The organism is Lacticaseibacillus sp. 866-1 (genome assembly GCF_016861825.1).
Taxonomy (GTDB): Bacteria; Bacillota; Bacilli; order Lactobacillales; family Lactobacillaceae; genus Lacticaseibacillus.
The window spans coordinates 204787-231083 of record NZ_BOLU01000001.1 but is presented as its reverse complement, the minus strand read 5'-3'; the positions used below and the strand labels follow the sequence as shown (position 1 = coordinate 231083).

Below are 26297 nucleotides of genomic sequence, written 5' to 3'. Positions count from 1 at the left end.
ATGGTAAAATGAAGCAGAATCAGATGTGGAGGCTTGAGCATGCAGCGCGACTGGGAAACGTTTTTGATGCCATACGAACAGGCAGTGAAGGAACTCAAAATCAAATTTCGCGGAATGCGCAGCCAATTCCTGCAAGAAAGCCGCCATTCACCAATCGAGATCGTCACCGGCCGGGTCAAGCCGGTCGACTCGATCATTGAAAAGCAGTCGCGCCGGTACATTTCCGATACGCTGCTGGAACAGGACATGCAGGACATTGCAGGGCTTAGGATCCAGTGCCAGTTCGTCGAAGACATTTACGAAGTGGTCGACCTGATCCACCAGCGCACGGACATGAAAGTGGTTGAGGAGCGCGACTACGTGACCAACGTCAAGCCGTCCGGGTATCGCAGTTACCACGTGGTCATTGAGTATCCGGTCCAAATGGTGGAAGGCGAAAAGAAGTTGCTTGCTGAGATTCAGATCCGCACGATGGCCATGAACTTCTGGGCCACGATCGAACACTCGCTGAACTACAAGTACCAAGGCGAGTTTCCGGACGCCTTGAAGGAACGTTTGAAGCGGGCGGCCAAGGCCTCGGCGCTGCTTGATAACGAAATGTCCGAGATCCGTGAGGAAATTCAGGAAGCCCAGCGTCTGTTTTCTTACGGTAAAGGGCAAAATATGCCGCGGCGCTTGGATGATCTTGATCACCCAGGCCAGGGCGATAGTAAGCAAGGGATGAATGACGATGCGCATCGCGATCCAAGCAAACAGTAACGCGAGTTCTCAAGCGGCCCGGCAAAAGCTGATCCGCGGGCTTAAGCAGGACAATTTTGAAGTCGACGTGCCGCATCCTGAAGTCGTGATCACGATTGGCGGGGACGGGACGCTGCTTTCGGCGTTCCACCGGTACGCCGATGTGTTGGACCAGGTGCGGTTCATCGGGGTCCACACTGGCCACCTGGGCTTTTACACGGACTGGCGCGACTATGAAACCGACGACCTCATCGCCGCCTTGAAGCGGGACTCAGGGGAAAGCACCAGCTACCCGTTGCTGGACGTGCTGGTCGACTACGAGGACGGGACCACTGCGCATTTTCTGGCGCTAAATGAGGCCACACTGAAGGGGACCAGCGGCACCATGCGCACGGACGTTTACGTGAAGGAAAACTTCTTTGAGAGTTTTCGCGGGGATGGGCTGTGTGTGGCGACGCCCACCGGCTCGACGGCTTATTCCAAGTCCAATGGTGGTGCGGTGATCCACCCGCGGCTGGCGGCGCTTCAAATGACGGAAATTGCATCGATCAATAACCGGGTCTTTCGCACGCTGGCGGCGCCAATGATCTTGGCGCCTGACGAGTGGGTCTCACTGCGGCCTGAGCCATTTCAGGATTACGTGATGTCAATTGATCAATTCACTGCTAAGCCGGCGATGATCACCGCCATTCGGTTCAAGGTGGCCACAGAGAAGATCCGCTTTGCCAGCTATCGGCACATGCACTTCTGGGACCGGGTCGAGGATGCGTTCATCGGGGAGAAAAAGCCGGATGCGCTTTAAATGGACCTATCAGGGACCGCGCGTGTCCCTTCAGACCTTTTTGCGCCGCCAGGGGTTCTCGCTCGCGCAGCTAAAGCAGTTGAAGTTCCATGGCGGTTTTGTGTTTGTGAACAAACGACAACGCAACACCGCTTTTTCTTTGCGCCCGGGCGATGTTGTCTTCCTGCAAACCGCGCCGGAAGTGGCCGCCGATGCCGTGGTGCCGTATGCTGCACCGCTGGCGATTGTTTACGAAGATGAGTACCTGCTGGTGGTCGACAAGCCCGCCGGTGTGCCCTCGATTCCGGATGTCGGCAAGAGTCCGGACACCATGGCCAATCGCGTCAAAGCGTACCTGCTCAAGACCCACGCTGAAAGTGCGGCCATTCACGTGGTGACGCGGCTTGACCGCGACACCAGCGGGCTCATGTTGTTTGCCAAAAGCGGGTTAATTCACAGCCTGCTGGACGCCCAGCTGCATACCGATGACCTGCAGAAAGAATATCTTGCCTTGGTCGCTGGTGCCGGTAAATTACCACAGCACGGCTGGCTGGTGCTGCGAATCGGCCAGGGCCAAGAGTTTTACATGAAGCGGGCCGTGACGCCTGCAGGCAAGCGCTCGGTGACAGAATTTGAAACGCTGGTACAAAACGGCCGGGCCAGCTTGGTCCGGGTACAGCTGCACACTGGGCGCACGCATCAGATTCGGGTTCACTTCGCTGCCATCGGCCACCCGCTGTTTGGCGATACGCTGTACGGCGGCCCGGCAGCCGGCCTGAACCGGCAGGCGCTGCACTGCGCACACCTGCACTTTTGGCACCCGATTTTAAAAAAGCCACTTGAGTTGACGGCGCCGCTGCCGAACGATATGTTATCTTTGGAGAATGAGTTGGGCCTAGCCCTAAATTAATGAGGATGTGGAAATGATGTATCAACTGTTGACCGATTCGGCCTGTGACCTGCCGCGCCAAACCTTAAAGGACGCGAATGTTGATTTTGTTTCCTTTCACTTCAACGTGGAAGGCCAGGACCTGACAGATGACATGGGCGGCTCATACGAGCTGAAAGATTTTTTTGAGAAGATCAAAAATGGGGTCATGCCTTCTACTTCCGCCATTAACGTCGGCGAGTATGTTGATTTCTTCACCCCCTACGCCAAGGCCGGCACGCCGGTCGCGTACATCGCCTTTTCCAGCGGACTGAGCAGCTCTTTTGAGGCGGCCACTGAGGCCAAGGCCATGGTGCTGGAGAAGTATCCGGACGCGCAAATCGAGCTGGTGGACACGCTTGCGGCTTCGCAGGGCGAGGGCCGTATGGTGCTTGAGGCAATCAGGCTTCAAAAAGAAGGAAAAAGTCTGGCGGAGCTGGTGGCATGGTTTGAAGCGAATCGGCTGCGCCTGCAGGAATGGTTCACGGTTGATTCACTGGATTACCTTTACCATGGTGGTCGGGTGTCGCGGACGTCTGCAGCGCTGGGGACACTGCTCAACATCAAGCCAATTATGGACGTGGACACCCTGGGGCGGTTGCGCGTTGACGGCAAGGTCCGCGCCCGTAAGCGCTCTTTGGCCACTTTAGGCGACAAAATGCTGGCTGCACTGCCAAGCGATCCCGCGCAACCGATCCTGATCGCCACGTCTGGCGATTACGACGCGGCCAATCAGGTGCGTGATTACATCTTGGCTAAGGCGCCAACAGCTAATGTCACCGTGGGGGACATTGGCCTGACCATCGCCAGTCACACCGGGTTTGGCTGCGTGGCGGCGTTTGTCATGGGCGCAGAGAAGCGGCAATAAGGTCAAACAAAACCGACCGCCTGACAGTGAACTCGCCAGGCGGCCGGTTTTGTGTTTAGACGCTTAATTCAAAGGCAAATGTGGTGTCAGGGTCAACCAGCTCGTTATCGCCAGTATAGAAGCCGTGCAGCTGCAAGCGCGAGTCGGTGTTCACCAGCACAAACCCGCGGGGGCCCAAGTTGCTGAGCGCGGGGCTGGCCACAAAGACCTGGCCGGGGGCTTGTGTGCGCCACTGTAAGCGCAAGTAGACCGCGGCAGCCAGTGGCACTAGTCCCAACCCGTAGTGCTGGGCGGCCTGCGTCAGGCGCGGCAGGGTCGCACCTTGCCCCAATCCCAGGTCGCGCATGCGCATCAAACCGAGGCGAATCGGGTAGGGCCGCTCCCCTGGGTAAACCGGCATGGTTTGAAGCAGGGTGCGTGCCGCGTCATCACGCTCAATGTGGGCGGCCGTCAGTGCCGCGGTCAAGGCTTTGCGCGACAGGCCGCCGACGCGCAGCGCAATCGTCGTGAACTCAGGATTCATCTGTTGCCTCCTAAAAAGCCTCGAGGATTGCCTCGAGGCTTGATCACTTACTTGAACGTGACGACCTTAGTGCCGTGAGCTTGCTTGACGCCGATGGCGGCGGTCAGTTCGTCCACATTGGCTGCCGTGACCCCGCCGCCAGGCAAGATTTCGAGCTTGCCAGCCGCCATTTTGACCAGCTGCTGCAGGTGGGGGACGGTTTGGGTGATTGGCACGCTCAAAGGCCCCCCGTGCGTCAGGATGCGGGTGACGTCATGATCAGAGAGCCAGTCAATGGCTTCCTGCTGGCGCGCTTTCGGAATTTCGTCGAACGCCATGTGCATGACCACTTCCATGCCACCAGCGGCGCCGATCAAGTTTTCCATGGCGTCTTCGTCCAGCCAATTGGCCTTGGTCAACGCACCGAAGGCCACACCGTCCGCGCCGAGTTCTTGCGCGGCGAACAAGTCGGTTTCCATGATTTTCAGCTCGGTGTCGGTGTAAACGAAATTGCCACCGCGCGGCCGAATCATGCAGACAATCCGCGCATCGTGCTCGTGCACGTACGAGATGGCCGCCGCCATGACCCCGCGGGACACCGTGGTGCCGCCGGCGGTGAGATTGTCGTTCAGCTCGATGCGATTGGCACCGGCGCGCAAGGCGGCCGGAATATCGGTGAAGTTTTCAACACACGCTTCTTTTAACAGCATGAGAACCTCCTAGATGAATAAGACTAACAAAACGACGAGCCCGAGCGCGATGCGGTACCAGCCAAACGGCTTGAAGTCATGAGTCTGAACAAACTTAAGCAGCCACTTGATGGCCACGATCGCGACTAGGAACGACACCACCATGCCCGTCAGCAGGATCGCCCACTGCGCGCCGGTGAAGACGTTGCCTTTCATGAGGTACGAGCCGATTTTTAAAATCGACACACCCACCATGGTCGGAATCGCCAGGAAAAAGGAAAACTCGGTGGCGACGTAGCGACTGGTACCCAAGATGATGGCGCCGAGAATGGTCGCGCCGGAGCGACTGGTGCCAGGGACAATGGACAACGCCTGGAAGAGGCCGATGAACAGCGCGGTTTGGAAGCTGATGTCTGCCAGGGTCGTGATTTTGGGCGAGCGGTCTTTGAAATAATTCTCAATGACAATGAACAAGATCCCGTATAGGATCAACATCGATGCCACCACGATTGGCTTGTGCAAATGGGCGTCCATGAAGTCGTTCAGCGGCAGGCCAATGATCACGGATGGCAGGACCGCGACGATCACCTTGAACCACAGGGTCCAGGTGGCCTGGCGCTCGGGTTTGGACTTGCTTGGGGCCCACGGGTTCAGCTTGTTGAAGTAGAGCAGTACGACCGCCAGAATCGCACCGAACTGGATCACGTACTCGAACATCGCCATGAAGGCCGGACTCTGATTGATTTTGACCAGTTGATCGACCAGATCGATGTGGCCGGTGGAACTGATCGGCAAGAACTCGGTCAGCCCTTCGACAATGCCAATGATCACGGCTTTGACTATATCTAACATAATTTCCTCCTCAAAGTTGCCAATGGGTCAAGTATACCGGACTCGGCAAGGATGACTAGGCGCAAAAGGCAAAATTTCGGTAAAATCTGAATTGCCAGCATAAAAACAGCGCACCATCTAGGCACGCTGCAGGCGCTTAAGCTTTGAGAAACACGACATTGACCGATTCCGGGGCGACGATGTCCTTTTGGACTGCCGTCAGTTTGCCAGAGCCGCTGTCACGTGAGTACAGGGTGGCGTTGCTGGTGTTCTGGTTGACCGCCAGCAGGTAGTTTTCGGTCAAGTCGAGGTTCGCATCGCGCGGGAAATCACCTTCCGTCGAAATTTGCTGCACTTCGGTGAGCTCGAGGCCGTCCTCAGAGACTGAGTAAACGACAACGCTGTTGTACCCGCGGTTAGTCGCATAGATAAAACGGGAGTCTGAGCTGATGCGGATCGCGGCAGCGCCGTTGTGCTTGGTCCAGTCGGCCGGGATGGTCTTTTGAGTTTGCCCTTGCGTGAACCCGCCAGTGGCTGGATCGTATTGCAGGACGCTGATTTGGCTGGACAGTTCGCCCAGCAGATAGGCGATTGGCTTGTCATGATGGAAGACCAGGTGGCGAGGGCCAAAGCCCGGGGCCAGCTTCAAAATGGCTGGGGTGCCGAGCTTGCCGGCGTCGTCGACCGGGTAGGTGTAGACCTCGTCAGTGCCCAGGTCGATCACGGCCAGCCGCCCGTCCGGCGTCAAAGCCGCAAAGTGCACGTGGCTGGCGTCCTGCTCGGGCAGCGGACCGTGGCCGTGGTGGCGGGCAACATCAGTCGGGGTCAAGGTGCGGTCGGCGTTGATCTTATAAACGTTGACGCGGCCTTCATGATAGTTCGCCGCAAAGACCAGCTGACGTTTTTCATCAATTGACACATGCGCCGGGCTAGTCCCGGGCTCTAAGACGGTGTTGAGCAGCTGCGGCGGCGTTTGATTGAGATCAAAGGCGGCCAGCCCGCCTTTGCCGTCCGCGGCGTCGACCAGGTAGGCGGCGTTGGCTTTGGAGACGGCCAGGTAGGTGGGCGAGCCGATACCGGTGATGTAAGGTTCGGCCTCACTTAACCGGCCGGTTTCGGAATCGAAGGTCGCCCGGTAAACGCCTTGGCCTTCGTGTTTGGTGTAACCACCAAGTAAAACTGTTTCTTTCAATGTATTGCCTCCTCGTAAATGCGTACTCGGTCATTATACCAGAAAACGGATACAGCTATGCAGCCAGCAACAGCCCGCCGAATCCGGCAGGCTGCTGGGTGAGCTGATTAATATTGGTCGCCGTTGAAAATGGAATTTTTGACGATGACGTAATCAACCGCCTTTAAGGCGCCGATGTCTCGGCCGCCGGCGTAAGAAACAGCCGACTGCAGGTCTTCTTGCATTTCAATCAAAGTGTCCTTGATCGAGCCTTTGACCGGCAGGAGGATCTTCTTGCCTTCAACGTTGTGGTGAGCCCCTTTTTGATACTCTGAAGCCGAGCCGTAATACTCCTGGTACTCCTTGCCGTCCTTGACGATGTGCTTGCCTGGGGTCTCCTTGTGGCCGGCAAACAGGGAGCCGATCATGCACATGGTGGCACCGAAGCGAATGCTTTTGGCGATGTCACCGTTGTTGCGGATCCCACCGTCAGTGATGATCGGCTTGCGCGCAGCTTTGGCGCACCACCGCAGGGCCGCCAGTTGCCAGCCGCCGGTCCCAAAGCCGGTTTTGAGCTTGGTGATGCAGACCTTACCCGGGCCGATACCGACTTTAGTGGCGTCTGCACCGGCGTTTTCCAAATCGCGGACGCCTTGTGGGGTGCCGACGTTGCCGGCAATGACGAAGCTGTCCGGCAGATATTTTTTAATGTGGCGGATCATGTCCATCACAATGTCAGCGTGGCCATGGGCGATGTCAATGGTGATGTACTCAGGTACCAGTTGCGCGCCGGCGAGTTCTTTGATGAAGGAAAACTCCTCGTCTTTCACACCGACGGAAATCGACGCGAAGAGGCCGGCGTCGTGCATGTCAGCGACAAATTGCGCCCGCGTTTCCGGGTTGAAGCGGTGCATGACGTAGAAGTACCCATTGGCAGCCAGCCACTTCGCCAGTGGCGCATCGATGATGGTCTGCATGTTGGCCGGCACCACTGGTAGTTTGAATGTGTGGCCGCCAAATTCAACGCTAGTGTCCACTTCCTTGCGGGACCGCACCACGCATTTGTTTGGGATCAGCTGAATGTCTTCGTAATCAAAAATTTCCATGCTTATCGTCCTTTCACGCCTCGAGAACTCGTGTGACCTTTGCCACACCACGCGCTAATATACGGTAAGTGTTCGGAAATGTCAAATTATTTCTGTCAATAACATTTTATTGTTCGTAACGTATCGAACAATTCAGCTGAGGAGCAAAAGAATACCCTCGCCGCGGCGAGGGTCAGCTGTCAAAAATATCGGTTCTTCCAGAACTGCAAGCCGATGAGCACCGAGATGATCAGGGAGATGATGATTGTGATGATCCATGAGATATGCATGCCGGCCCAAGGCAGATCCATATTCATCCCATAAAAGGAGAAGACCAGCGTGGGGATGGTCAGGATGATCGAGTAGGACGTCAGAAATTTCATGACCCCGTTCATGTTGTTGTTGATGATATTGGAATAAGTGTCCGTGGTCTCGCTGATAATTGAATTGGAGATCTGAGCCATTTCGATGCCCTGCTGGTTTTCAATGAGGATGTCGTCCAGCAGGTCGGCGCCGTCGTCGTCCAATCGCAAGGGATTGGTGCGTTCCAATTGCTGCAGCACGTTGCGGTCGGTCCGCAGACTCATCATGAAATAGACCAAGCCGCGCTGAATGCCCATGAGCCCGTAAAGTTCTTCGTTGCGCAGGCTGGATTGCAGCTTGGCCTCAAGGCTTTCGCGGGCCTTGTTGATATCGCGCAGGTAGGTGAGATACGCGGCCGTGGCCCGGTACATCATCAGCAGTGCGGCCTGAGTTTTGCGCCGCGGGTCAAAGCCGGTCACTTTGTTTTCGGCGAACAAGGCTAAGAGCGGCTGGTGCTGCGTGTCGATCGTGATCAGGGCGGAGGGCGTCAGGATGATCGCGAGCGGAACAGTTTTATAGGTGACGCGCTTTTTCGGGTCCAAGGTGGCCACGGGCATGTCAAAAATCAGCAGGTGCACATCGACGTCCTCGTCGTATTCGTAACGTGCGCCCTCGTCAGGGTCTAAGCCGTAAAGCAGGAAGTCCTCAGGGACCCGCGTTTTCTTTTCCAGCGTGGTCAGCTCGTCCTGGCTGGGGTCGGTGACGTTGATCCAGACCCCTGGTTCGATTTTGGCTTGTGGCTTCAAGCCACCTTTTGTATCATCAAATTTGTAGACTGAAAGCATGATGACCTCCGCAGACCTTTTTCTTAAGTGTACTATAAAGCTGTGAGAGTTCGCGGGAAAGGGATGCGTGATGCGAAAAATCGAGGAAAAAGCGCAGGCGATGGCAAAACTGGGTGTGTTTGCCTGTCCAGTGTGTGGTGAAGCACTGACGGTCAGTCAGACCAGTCTGCTGTGCGCAAATGGGCACCGTTATGATTTGGCTAAAAAAGGGACCGTGAATTTTCTGGCCAAGCCCAGCGCAACGGAGTACGACACGCCGATGCTTGAGGCGCGGCGGCGCGTGCTTCAGGCCGGGTTCTTCGCGCCATTTGTGGCCGCGATTCAAAGCCAGTTGGGCGCCGGAGACACGGTGCTTGACGTCGGCTGCGGAGAAGGCACCCCGACGGCCAGGCTGGCTGAAAGCGGTGCGCAGGCGGTGGGCTTTGACATCTCCGCGCCAGCCATTGCGCTGGCCGGCCGCCTTTCGACCAGCGCGGTGTTTTGCGTGGCGGATCTGGCTCGCCTGCCGTTTCTGCCGGGCAGCTTTTCGGCGGTGGTCGACTTGTTCTCGCCAGGCGCGTATCAGGAATTCGATCGCGTGCTGCGGCCTGAGGGCCGGCTGTTCAAGGTCATTCCAGCCGCGGGTTACTTGCGCGAGCTCCGGCAGGGGCTGTACGCCGGCACCGCCAAGGCGGCGTACAGCAACCAGGCCGTCCTCGACCGGTTCCTGGCGGCGTATCCAGGCGCGACCCAAACGCCGTTGACCTATGATTTCCCGGTCTCGCCCAGCCAATTTGAAGACGTCATGAAGATGACGCCTCTGACCTGGCAGGCCGACCCGGCTAAGCGGACGGCGATGGCGGCGGCTCCGCCGGCCAGCATCCATGTCGACGTCCTGTTGCTTGAGGCAAAACTCAGATGAGAAAACGCTAAGGGAAGTATCTTGAAAGCGCTAAATATTTGGAGAGGGCTTGCACCGGTGGGGCATCGGTGTTAAATTACTCTTAAGCATTTTTATTTCTGGCTTTTATCAGGGCTTGCTTTTGGGAAATTGATAAAAGTTAGCGATGAAAAACTTAACTAACGTACCGTCTCGCCGTGCAGTCACCGAGGTGGTGCGTTTTTTTGTGGAGGTAAGTGACATGACGAATCACATTGTGCTTTATCAACCGCTGATCCCAGCCAACACCGGCAACATAGCGCGCACGGCGGCCGCGACCGACAGCGTGCTGGACCTGATCAAGCCGCTGGGCTTTGCCGTGGACGACAAGCACCTCAAACGCGCCGGCCTCGACTACTGGGCATCAGTCAAGATTGTTTACCATGACTCGCTTGAGGCGTTCATGGCGACCGTAAAGGACCCCCAGTATTTGTACCTCGTCTCCAAGTTCGCTGAGCAGACCTATTCGGATGTCGATTACAGTGACACCAGTGTGGATCACTACTTCATGTTTGGCAAAGAGACGACCGGCCTGCCTGAACCGTTCATGCGTGCCAACCCGGAAAAGGCCGTGCGGATCCCCATGACCGACAAAGTGCGGGCCCTGAACCTGTCCAACTGTGCCGCACTCGTCATCTATGAGGCGCTGCGCCAGCAAAGCTTTGCAGGCCTGGAGCGCAGCCACGTCTACCCCCATGACAAGCTGAAGTAGCGCTTGGCGTTAACATGGTTTTTTCTATTCGTGAAAGCCTCGTGTATAATGAAGCGTAGATTCGAAGGAGGCAATTCATGGCGCAGCGGCGGACAACCAGCAAGCGAAAACCAACAACCAAACGTAAACCCCGCACTCGCAAAGTTGACCACACCTTAAACTGGGTTGGCTGCGGGTTATTTGTTGTGGCGGCGTTGGCCTTCTTCAGACTCGGCATCATTGGGACCTTCCTTGCCAACTGCTTCCGATTGGTGATTGGGGATGCCTATCTGCTTGGCGCAGCGATAGTCGCGGTGTACGGGGCATGGCTGATTGTCTCTGGCAAAGCGCTGCGGCCCACCGCCCGCCTAGGCTGGGGCGGAGGCCTTATTGGTCTGGGCGCCTTAGGGGTGCTGTCGGGCAGCGCGATGGCGGCACAGAGTGTGCACGCCCACTTTTTCCTGGCGACCTGGCGGCTGCTTCAGGGCGACTTTGCCCTGCAAGCCACGACGTCGCGCGTCGGCGGGGGCCTGCTGGGTGCGGGACTGTTGAACCTCTTCGCGCCGCTGCTAGCCGAAATCGGGGCCATGATTTTATTCTGGCTGATCATCGTGATCGGGGTGGCGGCCCTGGCAGGCGTCAAACCAGCACAGGTATTTGCGGCCGGTCACTGGCTTGCCGCCAAGCTCGGCGAGGCGATTGCCGGGTTGCGCAACCAGTTTGACCAAAGCCACCAGGAGCGCGCAGCAAAGCGCGGGGCCCCAAAGCCTGCGGAGACGCCAGCCGATCAGCCTGTGGTCAGAAGTACTGTGGCCCCTTCTGTGGCGGAGACTGAACCTGCGGCCGGTAAAGATCTCCCCAAGCCAGTGGCACAGCGGCAGGAAGAGATTAAAATCAACGTGCCGCACTCAGAAGCCACCCAGACTGAGCTTTTGGCCGAGGATAAACAGGCGGCTTCAGATGCAGAGCAGCCCCTCGACACCAGCACTGGCGCCAGCGGTGATTACGTGATGCCGCCGATGAGCCTGCTGACGCCGATTCCGGCGACCGACCAATCGGCGGAGACGGCCAAGATTCGGAAGAACTCAGTCAAACTCAGTGAGACCTTGCGCTCTTTTGGCGTTGACGTGACGGTCAAACAGGCGACGCTGGGGCCGAGCATCACACAGTACGAGATTCAGCCGGCGACTGGGGTGAAAGTGTCCAAAATCACGAACCTGTCTGATGATCTGGCGCTGGCGCTCGCGGCGAAGGATATTCGCATCGAGGCCCCAATCCCTGGCAAGTCGCTGATCGGCATTGAAGTGCCCAACCAACAGGTGGCCACGGTCGGATTCCGAGAAGTGCTGGAGAAAACGCCAGCGCATCCTGGAAAACCGCTGGTCATTCCCCTGGGCAAGGACGTGGACGGGCGAGTCAAGACGTTCGACCTGACCAAGATGCCGCATCTTCTGATCGCCGGGGCAACCGGCTCAGGGAAATCGGTGATGATCAACGTGATCATCACGAGCATCCTAATGACGACCAAGCCGGACCAGGTCCGCTTGATGCTGATCGATCCGAAAAAGGTGGAACTGTCCGTTTACGACGGCGTGCCGCACCTGCTTACGCCGGTTGTGACCGAGGCCAAAAAGGCGCCGTCGGCCTTGAATAAAGTGGTCAAGGAAATGGAGAACCGGTATGAGCGCTTCGCGGCCGCTGGGGTGCGCAATATTGGCGAGTACAATCAAAAGGCGAAGACCGCCGACGATCCTGATTTGCCGCCGCTGCCGCTGATTGTCGTGATCGTGGACGAATTGTCTGACTTGATGATGGTCGCAGGAACTGAGGTCGAAACCGCACTGGTGCGGCTGGGCCAGATGGCCCGGGCGGCGGGGATCCATGTGATCATCGCGACGCAGCGGCCAAGTGTCGACGTGATCACCGGCCTGATCAAGGCCAACTTCCCGTCGCGCATCGCCTTTGCGGTTTCGTCCGGCGTCGATTCTCGGACGATTTTGGACATGAACGGGGCCGAGAAGCTGCTTGGGCGCGGGGACATGTTGTTTGCCCCAATTGATGCGGCCAAGCCGCTGCGGATTCAGGGCGCCTACATTTCTTCAGAAGACGTTGAAGCGGTGGTCAAGTCGATCACCGATAAGGTGGCACCGGAGTATGTTGAGGACATGACGCCAAGCGACGAGCCGGAAGCGGCCGCCGCCGGGGATTCGGAAGACGAGTTGTACGATGAGGCCAAGGCGTTTGTGATCCAGCAGCACACTGCGTCAACGTCACTGCTGCAGCGGCGCTTTCGCATCGGCTACAACCGGGCTGCGCGGTTGATCGACGACCTTGAGGCCAACCAGGTCGTTGGCCCGAGCGAAGGCAGCAAGCCGCGGAAGGTCTTTATCCAACCGGATCAGCCAAAAGGGGAGAGTTAAGGAGTTTTTATGCGAATTCAATTAGCTACTGGTGTTTTTTTGAACGTCCTGTCGACCAATCAGTTTAAAACCACCCGCGTGGCGATTCATTTCATCGCGCCAGCCAAGGCGCAGGATTTTGCGGCACGGACGCTGCTGACTTCTGTACTGGAAACCAGTTCCGCCAAGTATCCGACCCAGTCCGACTTATCCGCCGCGCTTGAAACAATGTTCGGGGCCAGCTTTGGAATCGGTGTGGCTAAAACCGGCGCAGTCCACCGCGTCACTGCCACCTTGAACCTGATGGCCGACAAGCTCGCGCAGGTACCGCTGTTGGCGCAGGGCTTTGACTTGCTTCACGAGGTGCTGTTAAAGCCGAAACTGGTTGGCAATCAGTTTGATCCCGAAGTCTTTGACCGGGAGCAAAAAAACCTGGCGGCCTATTTGGGCAGCATGGACGAGGATCGGCAGCTGCAGGCAAGTTTGGCGACGCAGCGTTTGTACTTCCAGGGCAACGATGCGCAGGCCACGCCGAGTTTTGGGACCCTAAGGCAGCTGACAGCCGTCACTCAGGCGCGGCTGATGGCGGTATATCAGGATATGCTAAGTCACGACCAAATTGAAATTGTGGTGCTCGGTGATGTGACCGAAGAGCAGGTGGTCCCACTTGCTAAGCAGTTAGGCTTTGCCGCACGGCCTGAGCCCGCCTTTGCGCTGATTTATCGCCAGCCTGACGCGCCGGTGCGGCAAGAAACCGTCTCGGCCCACGTTAACCAGGCCAAGCTCAATTTAGCCTACACCACGCCGAGTGACCTCTACGGCCGCCAATTCTACGCCAATGTGGTCGCAAACGAATTGTTCGGCGGTTCGCCGCTTTCACTGCTGTTTACCAATGTGCGGGAAAAGGCGAGTCTGGCTTATTATGCCAGTTCGATGTTTGAGCCATTTCGCCAGTTCAGCATGGTGCAAACCGGGATCGATGCTGTGAACCGCGACCAGGTGCAGCAGCTGATTGCAGATCAGTTGGCCAAAGTGGCAGACGGCGCGTTTTCGGCTGAACTGCTTGCACACATCAAAGAGGGCTTGCTTAATGCCCGCCAGGCTGCTTATGATTCCCCCCAGTTTTTGGCTCGTCAGGAACTGCTTCACGCGCTGGTGCCCACCCACCAGCCTGGCTATGCGGCTTATGCCGCAGCGATCACTGCTGTCACTAAACAGGAAGTGATGGCTGCGGCCGCGGCAATGAAGTTGCAAGCCGTGTACTTTTTGGACGAACAGGAGGCCAACTAATGGCATTGAATCAAACCGAGTATCCGGCCGTCCAAGAAACCTTGGTGACGGAGACGCTGGCCAATGGGCTGCGCGTGCTGCTTGTCCCGCGGCCAGCGTATCATCAAAGTTACGCCCTGTTTGCGGTCGATTACGGGGGCATTGATGTGCGCTACCAGCCAGCCGGTGCCACCGAAATGGTCGAGGACCCAGAAGGCATCGCCCATTTTCTTGAGCACAAGCTGTTTGAGAAGGAGGATCACGACGCCTTTGATTTGTTCGGGCAAACCGGCGCCTCAGCTAACGCGTTTACCGGCGCGACCAGCACCGCATACTTGTTCTCGACGTCGACTCAGCTGACTGAGAACCTGACGACGCTGCTGGATTTTGTTCAGGCGCCATATTTCTCCGACCAAACGGTGGCCAAAGAGCGCGGCATTATTGGCCAGGAAATCCAGATGTACCAAGATGATCCCGGCTGGTTGTTGTACTACGGGATCTTGGGAAACTTGTACCCGAATCATCCGGTGGCCAGAGACGTGACCGGGACCATCGCCTCGATTGCTCAGATCACCCCGGAGCGGCTATATCAGGCCTATCGCACCTTTTATCAGCCAAGCAACATGACACTGACACTGGTGGGCAACTTTGACCCTGAGCACGTCCTCGCGCACATTGCCGAGAACCAGGCGGCCAAGACCTTTGCACCGGCCACGCCAATCGTGCGCGGCGTCGGCTTCGACGGCGACCTCAGCACGATTTTGCCATACCGGGCGGCTGATTTGCCAGTGATCCGGCCAAAAAGTGCAGTCGGCATCAAGGGCCAGATCGATGCGCCGGGGGATCTTGAGGGCACCAAGTATAAGCTGGCCATTGAGGTGCTGCTGGAGATGATTTTTGGGGACTCTTCGCCGCTTTATCAAAAGTGGTACGACGACGGGCTGGTGGACGACTCCTTCGCGGCGGATTACATCGCCGGGCGGACGTTCAATTACGCGACGATCACCGGGGATGCCGACGATCCGTCCGCATTCTCCGATGCGGTCGCTTCAGTGATCGCCCGCGGTGCGGATCAGCCCGCCCTCACTGAGGCACGCTTTCAGCGAATCCTCCAGGCCGCCTTGGGCAAGTATTACATGTCCCTGAACTCCCTCGAGCAAACGGCCAACCAGCTGTCGTCTCAGAGCTTCAACGAGTCAAACGCGTTCGAAGTGGTCGAGACCTTAAAGTCCTTGACGCTTAGAGACGTCAAACAAGTCGCCGCCAGCTTTTTCGATGTGGACGCCGTTTCCGTCTTCCACGTCCGTCCGGAGGCGCAAGCATGAGTTTTGCTTTAATTGTCGGGGCCAGTGGCGACATCGGCGGCGCTTGTGCCAAGCGGCTGGCGGCGCAGGGGTGGTCGCTGTATCTCCACTACGATCAGCACGAGGCCCCAGTGGCCGCGTTGGTGGCCAAGCTGACCGCGGCTTATCCCAAACAAGATTTTCTGAAAGTGCAGTACGATTTGACCGATGAAATGCATCTTGACCAGCTGACGGATCAACTGTTCAGTGTCGACGCCGTGATTTTCGCGGCGGGGATGACTTACTATCACCTGTTTCAGGAGACGGCTGTGCCCGAACTGACCACCTTGATGCAGGTGCATTTACTGACGCCGATGGTTTTGCTAACTAAGCTCCAGGCTAAATTGTCAGTTTCAGGTCATGGCCGGATCATTTTTATCGGCTCGGTTTACGGTGGGTCAGGCTCCGCCATGGAAGTGGCATACAGCACAGTGAAGGGGGCACAGTCCGCCTTCGTGCGGGCTTACGCCAAAGAGGTCGCGAGCCTTGGCATCACCGTCAACGTGGTGGCGCCTGGGGCCGTTGCCACCAAGATGAACAAAATGTTTGATGCGCCTGCGCTTGCCGCCGTGCAAGCGGAGATTCCGGCGGGCCGGTTTGCGGCGCCTGCAGATATCAGCTACTATGTGGCCAGTTTATGCAGCCAAGAAGCGGCCTATCTCACCGGCCAGACACTATATGTGACGGGCGGTTGGCTGCGTTAGCAACGCAACTATTTCTTAATTCATGTAGCAGTTTATTCATGCTATACTGAAAACAGTCAATAATAAACTAGCGGGTGAAGAAAACAAATGGACGAAATTGGGCAAAAACTGCGTACCGCCAGAATTGAAAAGGGCTATACCCTTGACGACCTTCAGCAGATCACCAAGATCCAAAAGCGTTATTTGATTGCGATCGAAGAAGGCAATTTTGACGCGCTTCCAGGCGATTTCTACGTCCGGGCATTTATCAAGCAGTATGCAGAGACGGTTGGCCTCGATGCCGACGCGCTACTAACGCAATTTCAGCAAGACATTCCTGACACACAGCCTCAGGAGTATGTGGAACAATCAGTTGAAAATCGGACCCGCAGCGAGCGGACTGCTGAAAACTCACCAGTCAATAAGCTGCGTCAGCACGCCTGGCCCATTGCCATTGCGGCACTCGCGATTGTGATCGTGGTGGGGGCCTACCTGGTGATGTGGCATTACTCTAGCACCCAGCCGAAAGAGACGATTCCGACCAACGACAACGTGTCGGTCTCGAGTAGCAAAAAGGCTTCAAGCAGTAAGAAGGCGTCCAGCAGCCAAAAGGCCAGCTCGACGTCCAGTAAGGCAAAGGCAAGCAGTAAAAAGACGAAAAAATCAAGCAAGAAGAACGGCAGCCTGAAGATTGCGGTGGCTGACGTCTCCACGACAAGACAGACGGCCACGGTCACTAATCTGCCGGCCAGTGGTAACACCATCAAAGTTGCGGCTACTGATGCCGCAGCCTGGGTCGCCGTCTACGTCAACAATGCGGTGACCTGGCAGGGGACGGTTCAGCCGGGTAGTGAGCACACGGTAGACTTGCCAGACGGCACGACCAGTTTTGCTGTCAACTCCGGCAATATGCCGAAAACGACCATCTCGTTGAACGACAAAAAGGTTGACTTGGGCACGACCACAACCAGTGTCGTGCGGACGGTGACCTTCACGGCCGCGTCAAGCAGTTCGTCAGAAAGTGGGAACGTGCAGTGAATTTACCAAACAAATTAACGATGCTTAGGATCATCCTGATCCCGGTCTTTACGATCTTGCTGGTCATGGGCTGGCCGGCGGGCAGTTTTGCCGTTGGCGCGAGCCAGCTCTCTTGGTCGTACCTAGTTGCCACTATCATTTTTATCGCGGCGACCCTCACCGACTTGGCCGATGGTAAAATCGCTCGGGCCCGCCACTTGGTGACGAATTTCGGTAAATTTGCTGATCCGCTGGCGGACAAACTGCTGGTGATGACCGCCTTCATCTTTCTCACGGCAGCTGGCGTCGTGCCTGCCTGGGGCACTGCAGTCATTCTGTGGCGGGAGCTTGCTGTAACGGGACTGAGATTACTGCTGTCCAACGAAGGCGAGGTGCTGGCCGCGGCTTGGCCGGGTAAGATCAAGACCGTCACCCAGGACTTGGCCATCATCTGCCTGTTTCTAAATAACTTCGGGCTGAGCTTTCCCTTGGGTGAAATTCTGTTTTACCTCGCGGTGCTCTTCACCTTGTACTCAGGAATCGAATACTTTTACAAGAATCGTGGGGTCTTCGCCGACTCTTTTGGTAAATAACTCGCAGCCCGCAGCTTACTGCGGGTTTTGTTGTCTGTATGGACAGAAAGGACCAATGTCATGAACGCAGAATTGATCGCAGTCGGAACGGAGATGCTGCTGGGCCAAATCACCAACACGAATGGGGCGTTTTTGGCCAAGCAGCTCAGCGAGCTGGGTATCGACAGCCTTAATCAGCAAGTCGTTGGCGACAATCCCGAGCGGTTGGAGGCGGCAATCGCGCTTGCCGAAAGCCGTGCGGACATGATTTTTGTCTTGGGCGGGCTGGGGCCGACACCCGATGACTTGTCCAAGCAGACACTGGCCAAGCACCTCGGTGTGGCGCTGGTCGAAGACGCGCCGGCGATGGCCAAGCTCAAGGCCTACGCCAAGCAGCAGCACCACGAAATGACTGCCAACAATCGCCTGCAAGCCATGTATCCGGCCGGAGCAACGGTACTGACAAACGCCGTTGGCCTAGCTGTTGGCGCCGTGCTGGAACAGCAAGGGCGGACCTACGTGCTGCTGCCTGGGCCGCCGCGTGAGTTTGAGCCGATGGTGTTAAACGCCCTGGTGCCCCTGCTGCTGAAAAGGCAAGGCCAAGGTGAAGTGATGGTGTCGCGGGTGCTGCGCTTCTTTGGCATTGGTGAGTCGCAGGTGGTGACTGAGCTGGCGGACCTCATCGCCGCGCAGACCAACCCGACGTTGGCCACCTATATTAAGCCGTACGAGGTGACGCTGCGGCTGACCGCCAAGGCCAAATCAGAGCAGGCCGCCACGGCGCTGCTGGATCCGCTTGAACGCGCGGTGCAGGCGCGGCTGGGCGAGTTCTTCTACGGTTACGGCGATAATAACAGTTTGGCCGCTGAGGTGGTCCGCGCACTGGCCCGCGAGAAGGTTGAGGTCACGGCGGCGGAGAGCTTAACCGCAGGGGCCTTTCAAGCAGCGCTGGCCGACATTCCCGGGGTTTCGGCATGGTTCAAAGGCGGCTTTGTCACCTATTCCAACCGCACCAAGGCCAAGTTCCTGCAGCTGGATCAGGCCGCGATCGACCAGGCCGGTGCTGTCAGCGAGCAAACCGCTAAAGCGATGGCGGAGGGGGCGCTCAAGCAGGCCGCAGCTGATGTCGCAATCAGCTTCACCGGGGTTGCCGGCCCCGGGCCGAGCGACGGCATCGAGGCGGGGACGGTATGGATTGGGCTGGCCGCCAAAGGTCAGTCGGCCGTCGCGACGCTGCATCATTTCCCGGGCAGTCGGGCCGCAGTGCGCGGGCGCGCGGTCAAAGCCGGTTTATTCACGCTCTTACGTTTTCTGCAAGCGGCTGAAAAACAAGGCTAAATCACCGGTTAAACCTTTTTTGAAGCGGGTCTGCCACGTTGGCAAACCCGCTTTTGCGTAGGGTTGACGCGCTTTCATCAAGTTGACACCACAGACCCTAACCGCTACAATCAACATTGTGTCAAATTGTAAATATTAATAGCATCGTGAAACCATTTGATGATGCGGAGGTGAAAAGATGAGCTCAGGAATTTTGCTCTCAGTGATCCTCGCCGTCATCGCTTTGGTGCTCGGATTGTTGATTGGCAACTGGCTTCAGAAACGAAGCCATGAGCGGACTTTGGATCAAGCACATGACAGTGCTGCTGGAATCATTGAGAGCGCGAAGAAAGAAGCCGAAACGCTCAAGAAAGAGAAAATTGTTTCGGCGCGGGAAAAGGCCCACCAGTACCAGACTCAGGTGGAGGCCGAACTCAAGGATCGGCGCAGTGAGGTCCAGCAATCGGAACATCGCGTCTTGCAGCGTGAAGAGGCGCTGGATCGCCGTGATGATACGCTTGACCAAAAGGAAAAGAGTCTGACGGCGCGCGAGAGCGAATTAAACGCCCGGCAGCAGCAATTGGATGCCAAAAAAGAAGACATTACCGCCACTATTTTGAAACAACAGCAGGAGCTGGAACGCATCGCCGGTCTCACCAAAGCACAGGCGAAAGACCAGGTCCTCACTGAAACCAAGGCTGAACTGGCGCATGAACGTGCCACATTGATCAAAGAAAGTGAAGATGAGGCGAAGGAGACGGCTGACCGCACGGCCAAGTCGCTCATCGCCGATGCCATCCAGCGCAGTGCCTCTGATGTGGTCGCCGAAACGACGGTCACGACAGTTACCCTGCCGAACGACGATATGAAGGGTCGAATCATCGGCCGTGAGGGTCGCAATATCCGGACTTTGGAAACACTGACAGGGATCGACTTGATCATCGATGACACACCGGAAGCGGTGGTGTTGTCAGGGTTTGACCCGATTCGGCGTGAAATCGCCCGGATGGCGCTTGAAAAACTGATTCAGGACGGTCGTATTCATCCTGCCCGCATTGAAGAAATGGTCGACAAGGCGCGCAAGGAAATGGATCAACGCATTCGTGAAATCGGGGAACAGGCAATTTTTGATGTCGGGATTCATAATATGCACCCCGACTTGATCAAGATCTTGGGCCGCTTGCACTTCCGGACCAGCTACGGGCAGAACGTCCTGGATCACTCGATTCAGGTGGCCAAGCTGGCTGGAATCATGGCGGCAGAACTCGGCGAAGATGTCAACTTAGCGAGACGCGCAGGATTATTACATGATATTGGTAAGGCTCAAGACCGTGAAGTGGGCGGGTCTCACGTTGAGATCGGCGTTGAGTTGGCCACAAAGTACAAAGAACCAGAAGTGGTGATCAACACGATTGCCTCGCATCATGGCGACGTTGCGCCGACTTCGGTCATCGCGGTGTTAGTTGCCGCAGCTGACGCGATTTCGGCGGCGCGGCCCGGGGCTCGCTCCGAATCGCTGGAGAATTACCTTCACCGGCTGGAAAAGCTCGAAGCCATTGCTAACTCGTTCGACGGCGTGGCGCAGTCGTATGCGATTCAGGCCGGCCGTGAGGTTCGCGTGATCGTTCAGCCGGATAAGCTAACTGATGAGCAGTCGGTGGTTTTGGCTCGCGAGATTCGCAACCGCATTGAGAAAGAACTTGAATATCCTGGTCACATTAAGGTGACCGTGATTCGGGAAAAGCGCACCGTTGAGTACGCCAAGTGACCGGATTTCAAAAGCGGCTCGTCATCCCCCGATGGCGGCCGCTTTTTTGACGCCATTGGGTCTCAGTTGACGCTGCCCCCTGAAATGGATTATCATTTCGTACAGTCACTTAAGACGCGGCGGGCAGTTCGTCGCTGCTAAGGAGAGAATAATGACACGGAAGAAAAAAGCGTCACTGGTCGGCATGCTGATCACGCTGGGGATCGTTTACGGCGACATCGGGACCTCCCCACTGTACGTCATGAACGCGATCATTGCGGACGCGGGCTCAGTGGGTGCGCTGACGCCGGATTACATTATCGGGTCAGTGTCGTTAATTTTTTGGACCTTGATGATTCTCACCACCATTAAATATGTTGTGCTGGCGATGCAGGCTGATAACAACGGTGAAGGTGGGATCTTTGCGCTTTACGCACTGGTGCGCCGGCGCGGCGCTTGGTTGGCCATTCCTGCCTTGATTGGCGGCGCGGCCCTGCTGGCCGACGGCACCTTGACGCCGGCGGTCACGGTCACCACCGCCCTTGAAGGCCTGAAAAATCAGCGCTTTGGCAGTTTCGTCTTCAGCAACTCGCAGCTGGTTGTTTTGGTCATCACCAGCGTCGTTTTGCTGACCTTATTTATGATCCAGCGCTTTGGCACCGCCAAGTTAGGCAATGCTTTTGGGCCCATCATGCTGATTTGGTTCCTGTTTCTGGGCATTGCAGGGCTGACTCACATGACGGGGCACCTGGAGATCATCAAGGCCCTGAATCCGGTTTATGCGGTGCGAATCTTGTTTTCACCAGCGAATAAAGTCGGTATTTTCCTGCTTGGGAGCATTTTCCTGGCCACGACCGGGGCTGAGGCACTTTACTCAGACATGGGGCACGTGGGTAAATACAATATCTACGCGACCTGGCCATTTGTCTATGTCTGCTTGATGCTGAACTACTTTGGGCAAGGCGCTTGGCTGATTGGCCACTATCAAGATCCTGCATTCGCCGGGATGGCGACCCTGAACCCGTTTTACACGATGCTGAACACCGGGCTGCGGCCGTTTGCCATCGTACTGGCCACGATGGCGGCAATCATTGCTTCCCAGGCCTTGATCACCGGCTCTTACACGCTGGTTCATGAAGCCGTTGGGCTGAAGTTTTTGCCTCGCATGGCGATCAAGCACCCCTCTACTGAGCGCAGTCAGATTTACATCGCGTTTGTGAACTGGTTTCTGTGCCTAGTCACCTTGAGCGTCGTGTGGTTCTTCCGCACCTCTAAAGCGATGGAGGCGGCATACGGGCTTGCCATCACCATCACCATGCTGATGACCACCGTGCTGCTGTTCGAGTTCCTGTCCATGAAGATTCGCCGCTTGTATGCGGCGCTGGTGGCCGGGTTCTTTGGGATGATTGAATTTGTCTTTCTGGTGGCCAGCATGGTCAAGTTTCTTCATGGCGGGTACATCACGCTGTTCATCATGCTGCTAATTTTGGCCATGATGGTCGTTTGGTACTTCGGCAATAAGATTCGAGAGCATTACCAGGACGAAAGTGAGTACGTCGTCCTGACGGATTACGTCGACCAGCTGACTGAGTTGTCAGCGGATGAGACAATTCCAACCTACACGACAAACCTGGTTTACATGACAAAGGTCAAGCAGGGATACCGGTTGAAGCGTTCGACGCTGTACTCAATCTTGGATAAGCGGCCCAAACGTGCCAAAGTCTACTGGTTTGTCACCGTCAACGAAACGGATAAGCCGGTCGAAATGCGTTACACCGTCGATATGCTGCATACCCGCAACGTGATCTCAGTGCAGATTTACCTGGGCTTCCGGATGTCACAACACGTGAATGTCTACATCCGCAAGATCATTAACGATTTGCTGAACGCCAAGGTCATCGACCCGCAGACGCCGAAGTATACGACCGTCAAGAACCGCAACGTGGGGGACTTCAAGTTTGTCATCATCCGCGAACAAGCACAGAACCTGCTGACGACGGAGAACATCCCCGGCTGGCAGCGCAGACTGATTGGCGGACGTCTGTGGCTGCAAAACATCACCACAAGCCCGGCCAACTGGTACGGTCTAGAATTTGCCAATGTCGTGGAAGAAACCGTGCCGCTGTTCATCAGCGTGCCGCGCACTGTGGCTTTTTCCAAGCACCAAATCATGAATGCCAAGGCCATGCGGCTAAAAGCCGTTGACCGCGTGAAAAACAGTCCAATCCAGACGCAAACGGAGATCATTAATCCGCAAACCAAGGCGCCTGACGACGACGCTGAAAAGTGAGAAAACCCCAGACAATTTCAACATTGTCTGGGGTTTTATTGTGGCATTGGGATCAGTCGGGGGCTGAGGGTACCGAGCTCAGGGACCACCTGGCCTGCCGTCAAATTAACAAGGTCGCGGCTGACTAGTTCTGCCTGGGCTGCAGGCACCGCGACGCTCACGGTGACTTGTTCCCGATAGTCCGTGGCGGTGATGGTGAGGCTTTGTTCGCCCAGCCAGTGAGTCACGCGGTCGAGCTGGGCGTAAGGCATGCTGAGGGTCAGCGCACGCATCATTTGCCGCCGGCTGATGCCGGCCTGCTTGACTGCCGCGGTGACGCTGCCGGCGTACGCTCGAATCAGCCCACCGGCCCCCAGTTTGATGCCGCCGAAGTACCGGGTGGTCACGGCGACCACATCGTGAAGCCCCATTTCCTGAAGCGTGCGCAGCATTGGCACCCCTGCGGTACCGGCGGGCTCGCCAGCGTCGTTGGCCCGCTGGATGTGGTCATCGTCCCCCAGCAGGTAGACGGGGACGTGATGGTTGGCCTTAGGATGCGCCTTAGCCACGGCGGTGATGAAGGCCTGCGCGTCTTTTTCGCTTTTGATCGGCGCCACCGCACAGATGAAGCGAGATTTTTTGATCACCTGCTCCGCCTCCGCGGCGCGAGTCAACGTGTGATAATCGGCTGTCATGGCGTAATCTCCTTTTGAGGTGAAAGCAATGATTCCAAGTGGGATGCAACTGATTGATGAAGAAGTCGCAGACGCTGGCATCGCTGCGTCCAGTTTAGCACAGGCTGAGGTCGTCTTCGGCATTGTTGATGGGGTTTGCCAGCGCTGCGGTCAGCGCACGCACCACCAGCTGCCGGATGGGCGCACGTATTGCCGAGCATGCATCGGCCTTGGCCGGGTCACCAGCACGACGCGACTGTTTCGGTTCCCAAGCGGACCTGGTGAAGGCGGCACGTTGACCTGGGCAGGTTCGCTCACACCGGCCCAAAGCGCTGCCGCGCAGGCCGCAGTGGCGTCGGTTGCGGCAGGCCGCGATCATCTGTTGTGGGCGGTGACAGGGGCGGGCAAAACGGAGATGCTGTTTCCGCTCATTGCGCATGAGCTTGCCGAACATCACCGGGTGGCCGTCGCAACACCGCGGATCGATGTTGTGCTTGAGCTGGCTCCACGGCTTCAAGCCGCCTTTGCCGAGACCCCCGTCGCGGTGCAATACGGCGGCGCGCCTTGGCCAGTGGCACCTGCCCCTCTGGTGGTGGCGACCACCCACCAGCTGCTGCGGTATTATCAGCATTTTGACCTGGTGATCGTCGATGAGGTGGACGCGTTTCCGTATAGTCAAACGCCCATGCTGGCTGCCGCCGTGGCTCATGCCAACCGCGGCCCGACCGTGTACCTCAGTGCGACCCCGCCGCGGGCGTTAAAGCAGGCGGCACGCGCTGGCACCATCGGTGTCAGCTTTTTGGTGCGGCGCTTTCATGGCTTTCCGCTGCCAGTGCCGCACCTGCTTGTCGCCACGCTTAAAGGGGTGCCAAAACGGGCTCCCAACACCGTTTTGCGCTTGCTGGCACAACTCACAGGCCGTCAGTGCATGCTGTTTGTGCCGCGCATTGATTGGTTGTTGCCGCTTGCGCAAGCCTTGGGCCAAGCCGGGTACACGGTGCAGACGGTCCACGCCGAAGATCCGGAACGGGTAGTAAAAGTTCAACAGTTTCGCGATGGCGTGGTGGCGGTCCTGCTCACCACGACGATTTTGGAGCGAGGGGTGACGATTCCGCACTGCGCGGTGCTGGTGCTGGCCGCAGACGACCGGCAGTTCAGTGCCAGTGGGCTGATCCAGATGGCTGGGCGCGCAGGCCGCAGCCAGGCCAGCCCGGATGATCCGGTGTGGTTTGTGGGCCGGCACATCACGTTGAACATGCTGGCAGCGCGGCATGAAATCACGATGATGAACAGGCGCAGACCATGAACTGCCTATTGTGCCATCAGCCCCTGCGAGATGATCCGGGGCTCTCTGGCCTGCTTGATGCGCGGCCGCTGCGACCGGCTCAATTGTGCCGGCCCTGCTTTGCCCGCTTTGATCAGATCGATCAGCAGACTGTCTGTCCCGGTTGCGGTCGCGCCGATTCCCCCAGCCTTTGCCAGGACTGCCAGCGCTGGAAGGCACAGGGAGAGCAGCTGCTTAATCACCGGGCGTGGTTTCGTTACACCGCACCGATGAAGGCTTTTATTCAGCAGTACAAAGGCCTGGGTGATTACCATCTGCATGGCGCATTCGCTGATGTGCTCCAAGTAGTTGGCGAAAACCAGGCCCTGGTGCCGATTCCAAGCGAGCGAGGGCACTATGCAAGGCGCGGATTTGATCCAGTGCTGGGATTGTTTGGTCATCTGCCGCTGGCGCTGTGGCTGACCAAGGCCGACACCCCAGTCCCTCAGGCGCAGAAGACGCGGGCAGAGCGACTGCTCACCGGGCAAAGTTTTACCGCTCATTTACCCGCCAAGGTGCCGCCCCACATCGTGCTGCTTGACGATCTATACACCACCGGGCGGACCCTGTACCACGCCAAGGCGGCGCTGCGAGCGGCCGGTTTTGAAGGTGAGGTGATCAGTCGGTCGCTGATCAGATAAATATTTGTTTCACCGCTTTCAGTTCGATATAATAAAGACGAAGGGTGAAAGGGCTTTATCAGAGCCAATTTGCCTGTGTGCAACGAGTTTGCACGGATGAAAGGGGAGAAGTTTTATGCTCACATACAACGTTCGTGGCGAAAACATCGAAGTCACTGATGCCATTCGCAGTTATGTTGAGAAGCGGATCAGCAAGCTGAACAAGTTCTTCGAAAGTTCAGTCGAGGCCATCGCGCATGTCAACTTGAAGGTTTATCAGGATAAAACCGCCAAGGTCGAAGTGACCATCCCATTGTCTTACCTGACTCTGCGGGCCGAGGAAACCAGCCCTGATCTTTATGCCAGTGTCGATTTGGTCACTGATAAGCTGGAGCGTCAGGTCCGGAAATATAAGACCAAGATCAACCGCAAGTCGCGCGAAAAGGGCTTTGCGCCAATTGATGTGGCGCCTGAGGGCACACCTGCACCAACCAGTACCGATGACAACGAAGATGAATTGACGGTGGTCCGGACCAAGCGGGTGTCGTTGAAGCCGATGGATTCCCAAGAGGCCATTTTGCAGATGGACATGTTGGGGCATAACTTCTTCATTTTCGAGGATGCTGATACGAACGGGACCAGCATCGTGTACAAGCGCCGTGATGGCCGCTATGGCCTGATCGAAACTGACGAGTAAAACGCCTTCTTCAGC

The 26297-nt window shown here is 56.9% G+C and carries 26 protein-coding genes; 18 read left to right on the top strand and 8 right to left on the bottom strand.

Annotated features, from left to right (window positions below; genetic code table 11):
• Positions 1-39: 39 nt before the first annotated feature.
• The 4 genes from JUE30_RS01215 to JUE30_RS01200 are packed head-to-tail and all read left to right on the top strand — an operon-like array spanning position 40 to position 3315.
• Positions 40-759: a GTP pyrophosphokinase family protein gene (locus JUE30_RS01215; protein ID WP_203623255.1), complete on the top strand. Its 720-nt coding sequence runs from the start codon at positions 40-42 to the stop codon at positions 757-759.
• Entirely contained in the window at positions 731-1540 is an 810-nt protein-coding gene (locus JUE30_RS01210) for an NAD kinase (RefSeq protein ID WP_203623269.1), read from the top strand. The genes JUE30_RS01215 and JUE30_RS01210 overlap by 29 nt, the downstream gene beginning before the upstream one ends.
• Entirely contained in the window at positions 1530-2429 is a 900-nt protein-coding gene (locus JUE30_RS01205; protein WP_203623254.1) for an RluA family pseudouridine synthase, read from the top strand. The genes JUE30_RS01210 and JUE30_RS01205 overlap by 11 nt, the downstream gene beginning before the upstream one ends.
• A gap of 16 nt (positions 2430-2445) precedes the next feature.
• Positions 2446-3315: a DegV family protein gene (locus JUE30_RS01200; protein ID WP_203623268.1), complete on the top strand. Its 870-nt coding sequence runs from the start codon at positions 2446-2448 to the stop codon at positions 3313-3315.
• 55 nt (positions 3316-3370) lie between these two features.
• Here JUE30_RS01200 and JUE30_RS01195 read toward each other — a convergent pair whose 3' ends face one another.
• From JUE30_RS01195 to JUE30_RS01170, 6 genes are all read right to left on the bottom strand, one after another.
• The gene (locus JUE30_RS01195) at positions 3371-3838 is read right to left on the bottom strand and encodes a hypothetical protein (RefSeq protein WP_203623253.1); all 468 of its coding nucleotides are present in this window, start codon (positions 3836-3838) and stop codon (positions 3371-3373) included.
• Positions 3839-3885: 47 nt separating this feature from the next.
• Positions 3886-4524 (bottom strand): copper homeostasis protein CutC, encoded by a 639-nt coding sequence (locus JUE30_RS01190; protein ID WP_203623267.1) that lies wholly within the window; start codon positions 4522-4524, stop codon positions 3886-3888.
• A gap of 12 nt (positions 4525-4536) precedes the next feature.
• Complete coding sequence (locus JUE30_RS01185; RefSeq protein ID WP_203623252.1) at positions 4537-5358, bottom strand: undecaprenyl-diphosphate phosphatase; 822 nt, start codon at positions 5356-5358, stop codon at positions 4537-4539.
• A gap of 136 nt (positions 5359-5494) precedes the next feature.
• Positions 5495-6529, bottom strand: coding sequence for a lactonase family protein (locus JUE30_RS01180; protein WP_203623251.1), 1035 nt, complete (start codon positions 6527-6529; stop codon positions 5495-5497).
• Positions 6530-6636: 107 nt separating this feature from the next.
• The gene (locus JUE30_RS01175; RefSeq protein ID WP_203623250.1) at positions 6637-7614 is read right to left on the bottom strand and encodes a GMP reductase; all 978 of its coding nucleotides are present in this window, start codon (positions 7612-7614) and stop codon (positions 6637-6639) included.
• A 179-nt stretch (positions 7615-7793) separates the two neighbouring features.
• Positions 7794-8741, bottom strand: coding sequence for a magnesium transporter CorA family protein (locus tag JUE30_RS01170; RefSeq protein ID WP_125755044.1), 948 nt, complete (start codon positions 8739-8741; stop codon positions 7794-7796).
• 70 nt (positions 8742-8811) lie between these two features.
• On the opposite strand from JUE30_RS01170, the gene JUE30_RS01165 reads away from it, so the two are divergent.
• The 11 genes from JUE30_RS01165 (at position 8812) to JUE30_RS01115 (ending at position 22988) form a co-directional block, all read left to right on the top strand.
• Positions 8812-9642, top strand: a complete 831-nt coding sequence (locus JUE30_RS01165; protein ID WP_203623249.1) for a methyltransferase domain-containing protein — start codon at positions 8812-8814, stop codon at positions 9640-9642.
• A gap of 220 nt (positions 9643-9862) precedes the next feature.
• A complete protein-coding gene (locus JUE30_RS01160; protein WP_125755042.1) occupies positions 9863-10372 on the top strand; it encodes a tRNA (cytidine(34)-2'-O)-methyltransferase in 510 nt (169 codons plus the stop codon).
• A gap of 77 nt (positions 10373-10449) precedes the next feature.
• Entirely contained in the window at positions 10450-12771 is a 2322-nt protein-coding gene (locus JUE30_RS01155; RefSeq protein ID WP_203623248.1) for a DNA translocase FtsK, read from the top strand.
• 9 nt (positions 12772-12780) lie between these two features.
• On the top strand, positions 12781-14040 hold the full coding sequence (yfmF, locus tag JUE30_RS01150; protein WP_203623247.1) for an EF-P 5-aminopentanol modification-associated protein YfmF: 1260 nt from the start codon (positions 12781-12783) through the stop codon (positions 14038-14040).
• Positions 14040-15344, top strand: coding sequence for an EF-P 5-aminopentanol modification-associated protein YfmH (yfmH, locus tag JUE30_RS01145; RefSeq protein WP_203623246.1), 1305 nt, complete (start codon positions 14040-14042; stop codon positions 15342-15344). Before yfmF ends, yfmH begins: the two co-directional genes overlap by 1 nt.
• Positions 15341-16066, top strand: coding sequence for an elongation factor P 5-aminopentanone reductase (gene ymfI / locus JUE30_RS01140; RefSeq protein WP_203623245.1), 726 nt, complete (start codon positions 15341-15343; stop codon positions 16064-16066). Before yfmH ends, ymfI begins: the two co-directional genes overlap by 4 nt.
• An 87-nt stretch (positions 16067-16153) precedes the next feature.
• A complete protein-coding gene (locus JUE30_RS01135; protein WP_203623244.1) occupies positions 16154-17083 on the top strand; it encodes a RodZ domain-containing protein in 930 nt (309 codons plus the stop codon).
• Positions 17080-17655: a CDP-diacylglycerol--glycerol-3-phosphate 3-phosphatidyltransferase gene (pgsA, locus tag JUE30_RS01130; protein ID WP_203623243.1), complete on the top strand. Its 576-nt coding sequence runs from the start codon at positions 17080-17082 to the stop codon at positions 17653-17655. Before JUE30_RS01135 ends, pgsA begins: the two co-directional genes overlap by 4 nt.
• A gap of 60 nt (positions 17656-17715) precedes the next feature.
• Positions 17716-18972, top strand: a complete 1257-nt coding sequence (locus JUE30_RS01125) for a competence/damage-inducible protein A (RefSeq protein ID WP_203623242.1) — start codon at positions 17716-17718, stop codon at positions 18970-18972.
• Between the two features lie 178 nt (positions 18973-19150).
• Positions 19151-20719 carry a ribonuclease Y gene (gene rny, locus JUE30_RS01120; protein WP_125755034.1) on the top strand — a complete coding sequence of 523 codons (1569 nt, stop codon included), beginning with the start codon at positions 19151-19153 and terminating at the stop codon, positions 20717-20719.
• 151 nt (positions 20720-20870) lie between these two features.
• Positions 20871-22988 (top strand): KUP/HAK/KT family potassium transporter, encoded by a 2118-nt coding sequence (locus JUE30_RS01115; RefSeq protein ID WP_203623241.1) that lies wholly within the window; start codon positions 20871-20873, stop codon positions 22986-22988.
• A gap of 35 nt (positions 22989-23023) precedes the next feature.
• Here the strand turns inward: JUE30_RS01115 and JUE30_RS01110 are convergent, their stop codons facing one another.
• Positions 23024-23662: a YigZ family protein gene (locus tag JUE30_RS01110; protein ID WP_203623240.1), complete on the bottom strand. Its 639-nt coding sequence runs from the start codon at positions 23660-23662 to the stop codon at positions 23024-23026.
• 28 nt (positions 23663-23690) lie between these two features.
• Between JUE30_RS01110 and JUE30_RS01105 the strand changes: the two genes are divergently transcribed.
• Positions 23691-24947 carry a helicase-related protein gene (locus tag JUE30_RS01105; RefSeq protein ID WP_203623239.1) on the top strand — a complete coding sequence of 419 codons (1257 nt, stop codon included), beginning with the start codon at positions 23691-23693 and terminating at the stop codon, positions 24945-24947.
• Positions 24948-24952: 5 nt separating this feature from the next.
• On the opposite strand, the gene JUE30_RS01100 is transcribed toward JUE30_RS01105, so the two are convergent.
• The gene (locus JUE30_RS01100; RefSeq protein ID WP_203623271.1) at positions 24953-25168 is read right to left on the bottom strand and encodes a hypothetical protein; all 216 of its coding nucleotides are present in this window, start codon (positions 25166-25168) and stop codon (positions 24953-24955) included.
• A gap of 27 nt (positions 25169-25195) precedes the next feature.
• Between JUE30_RS01100 and JUE30_RS01095 the strand changes: the two genes are divergently transcribed.
• Positions 25196-25606, top strand: a complete 411-nt coding sequence (locus JUE30_RS01095; RefSeq protein WP_239061335.1) for a ComF family protein — start codon at positions 25196-25198, stop codon at positions 25604-25606.
• A gap of 115 nt (positions 25607-25721) precedes the next feature.
• Positions 25722-26282 carry a ribosome hibernation-promoting factor, HPF/YfiA family gene (gene hpf, locus JUE30_RS01090; RefSeq protein WP_125755031.1) on the top strand — a complete coding sequence of 187 codons (561 nt, stop codon included), beginning with the start codon at positions 25722-25724 and terminating at the stop codon, positions 26280-26282.
• Positions 26283-26297 lie beyond the last annotated feature (15 nt).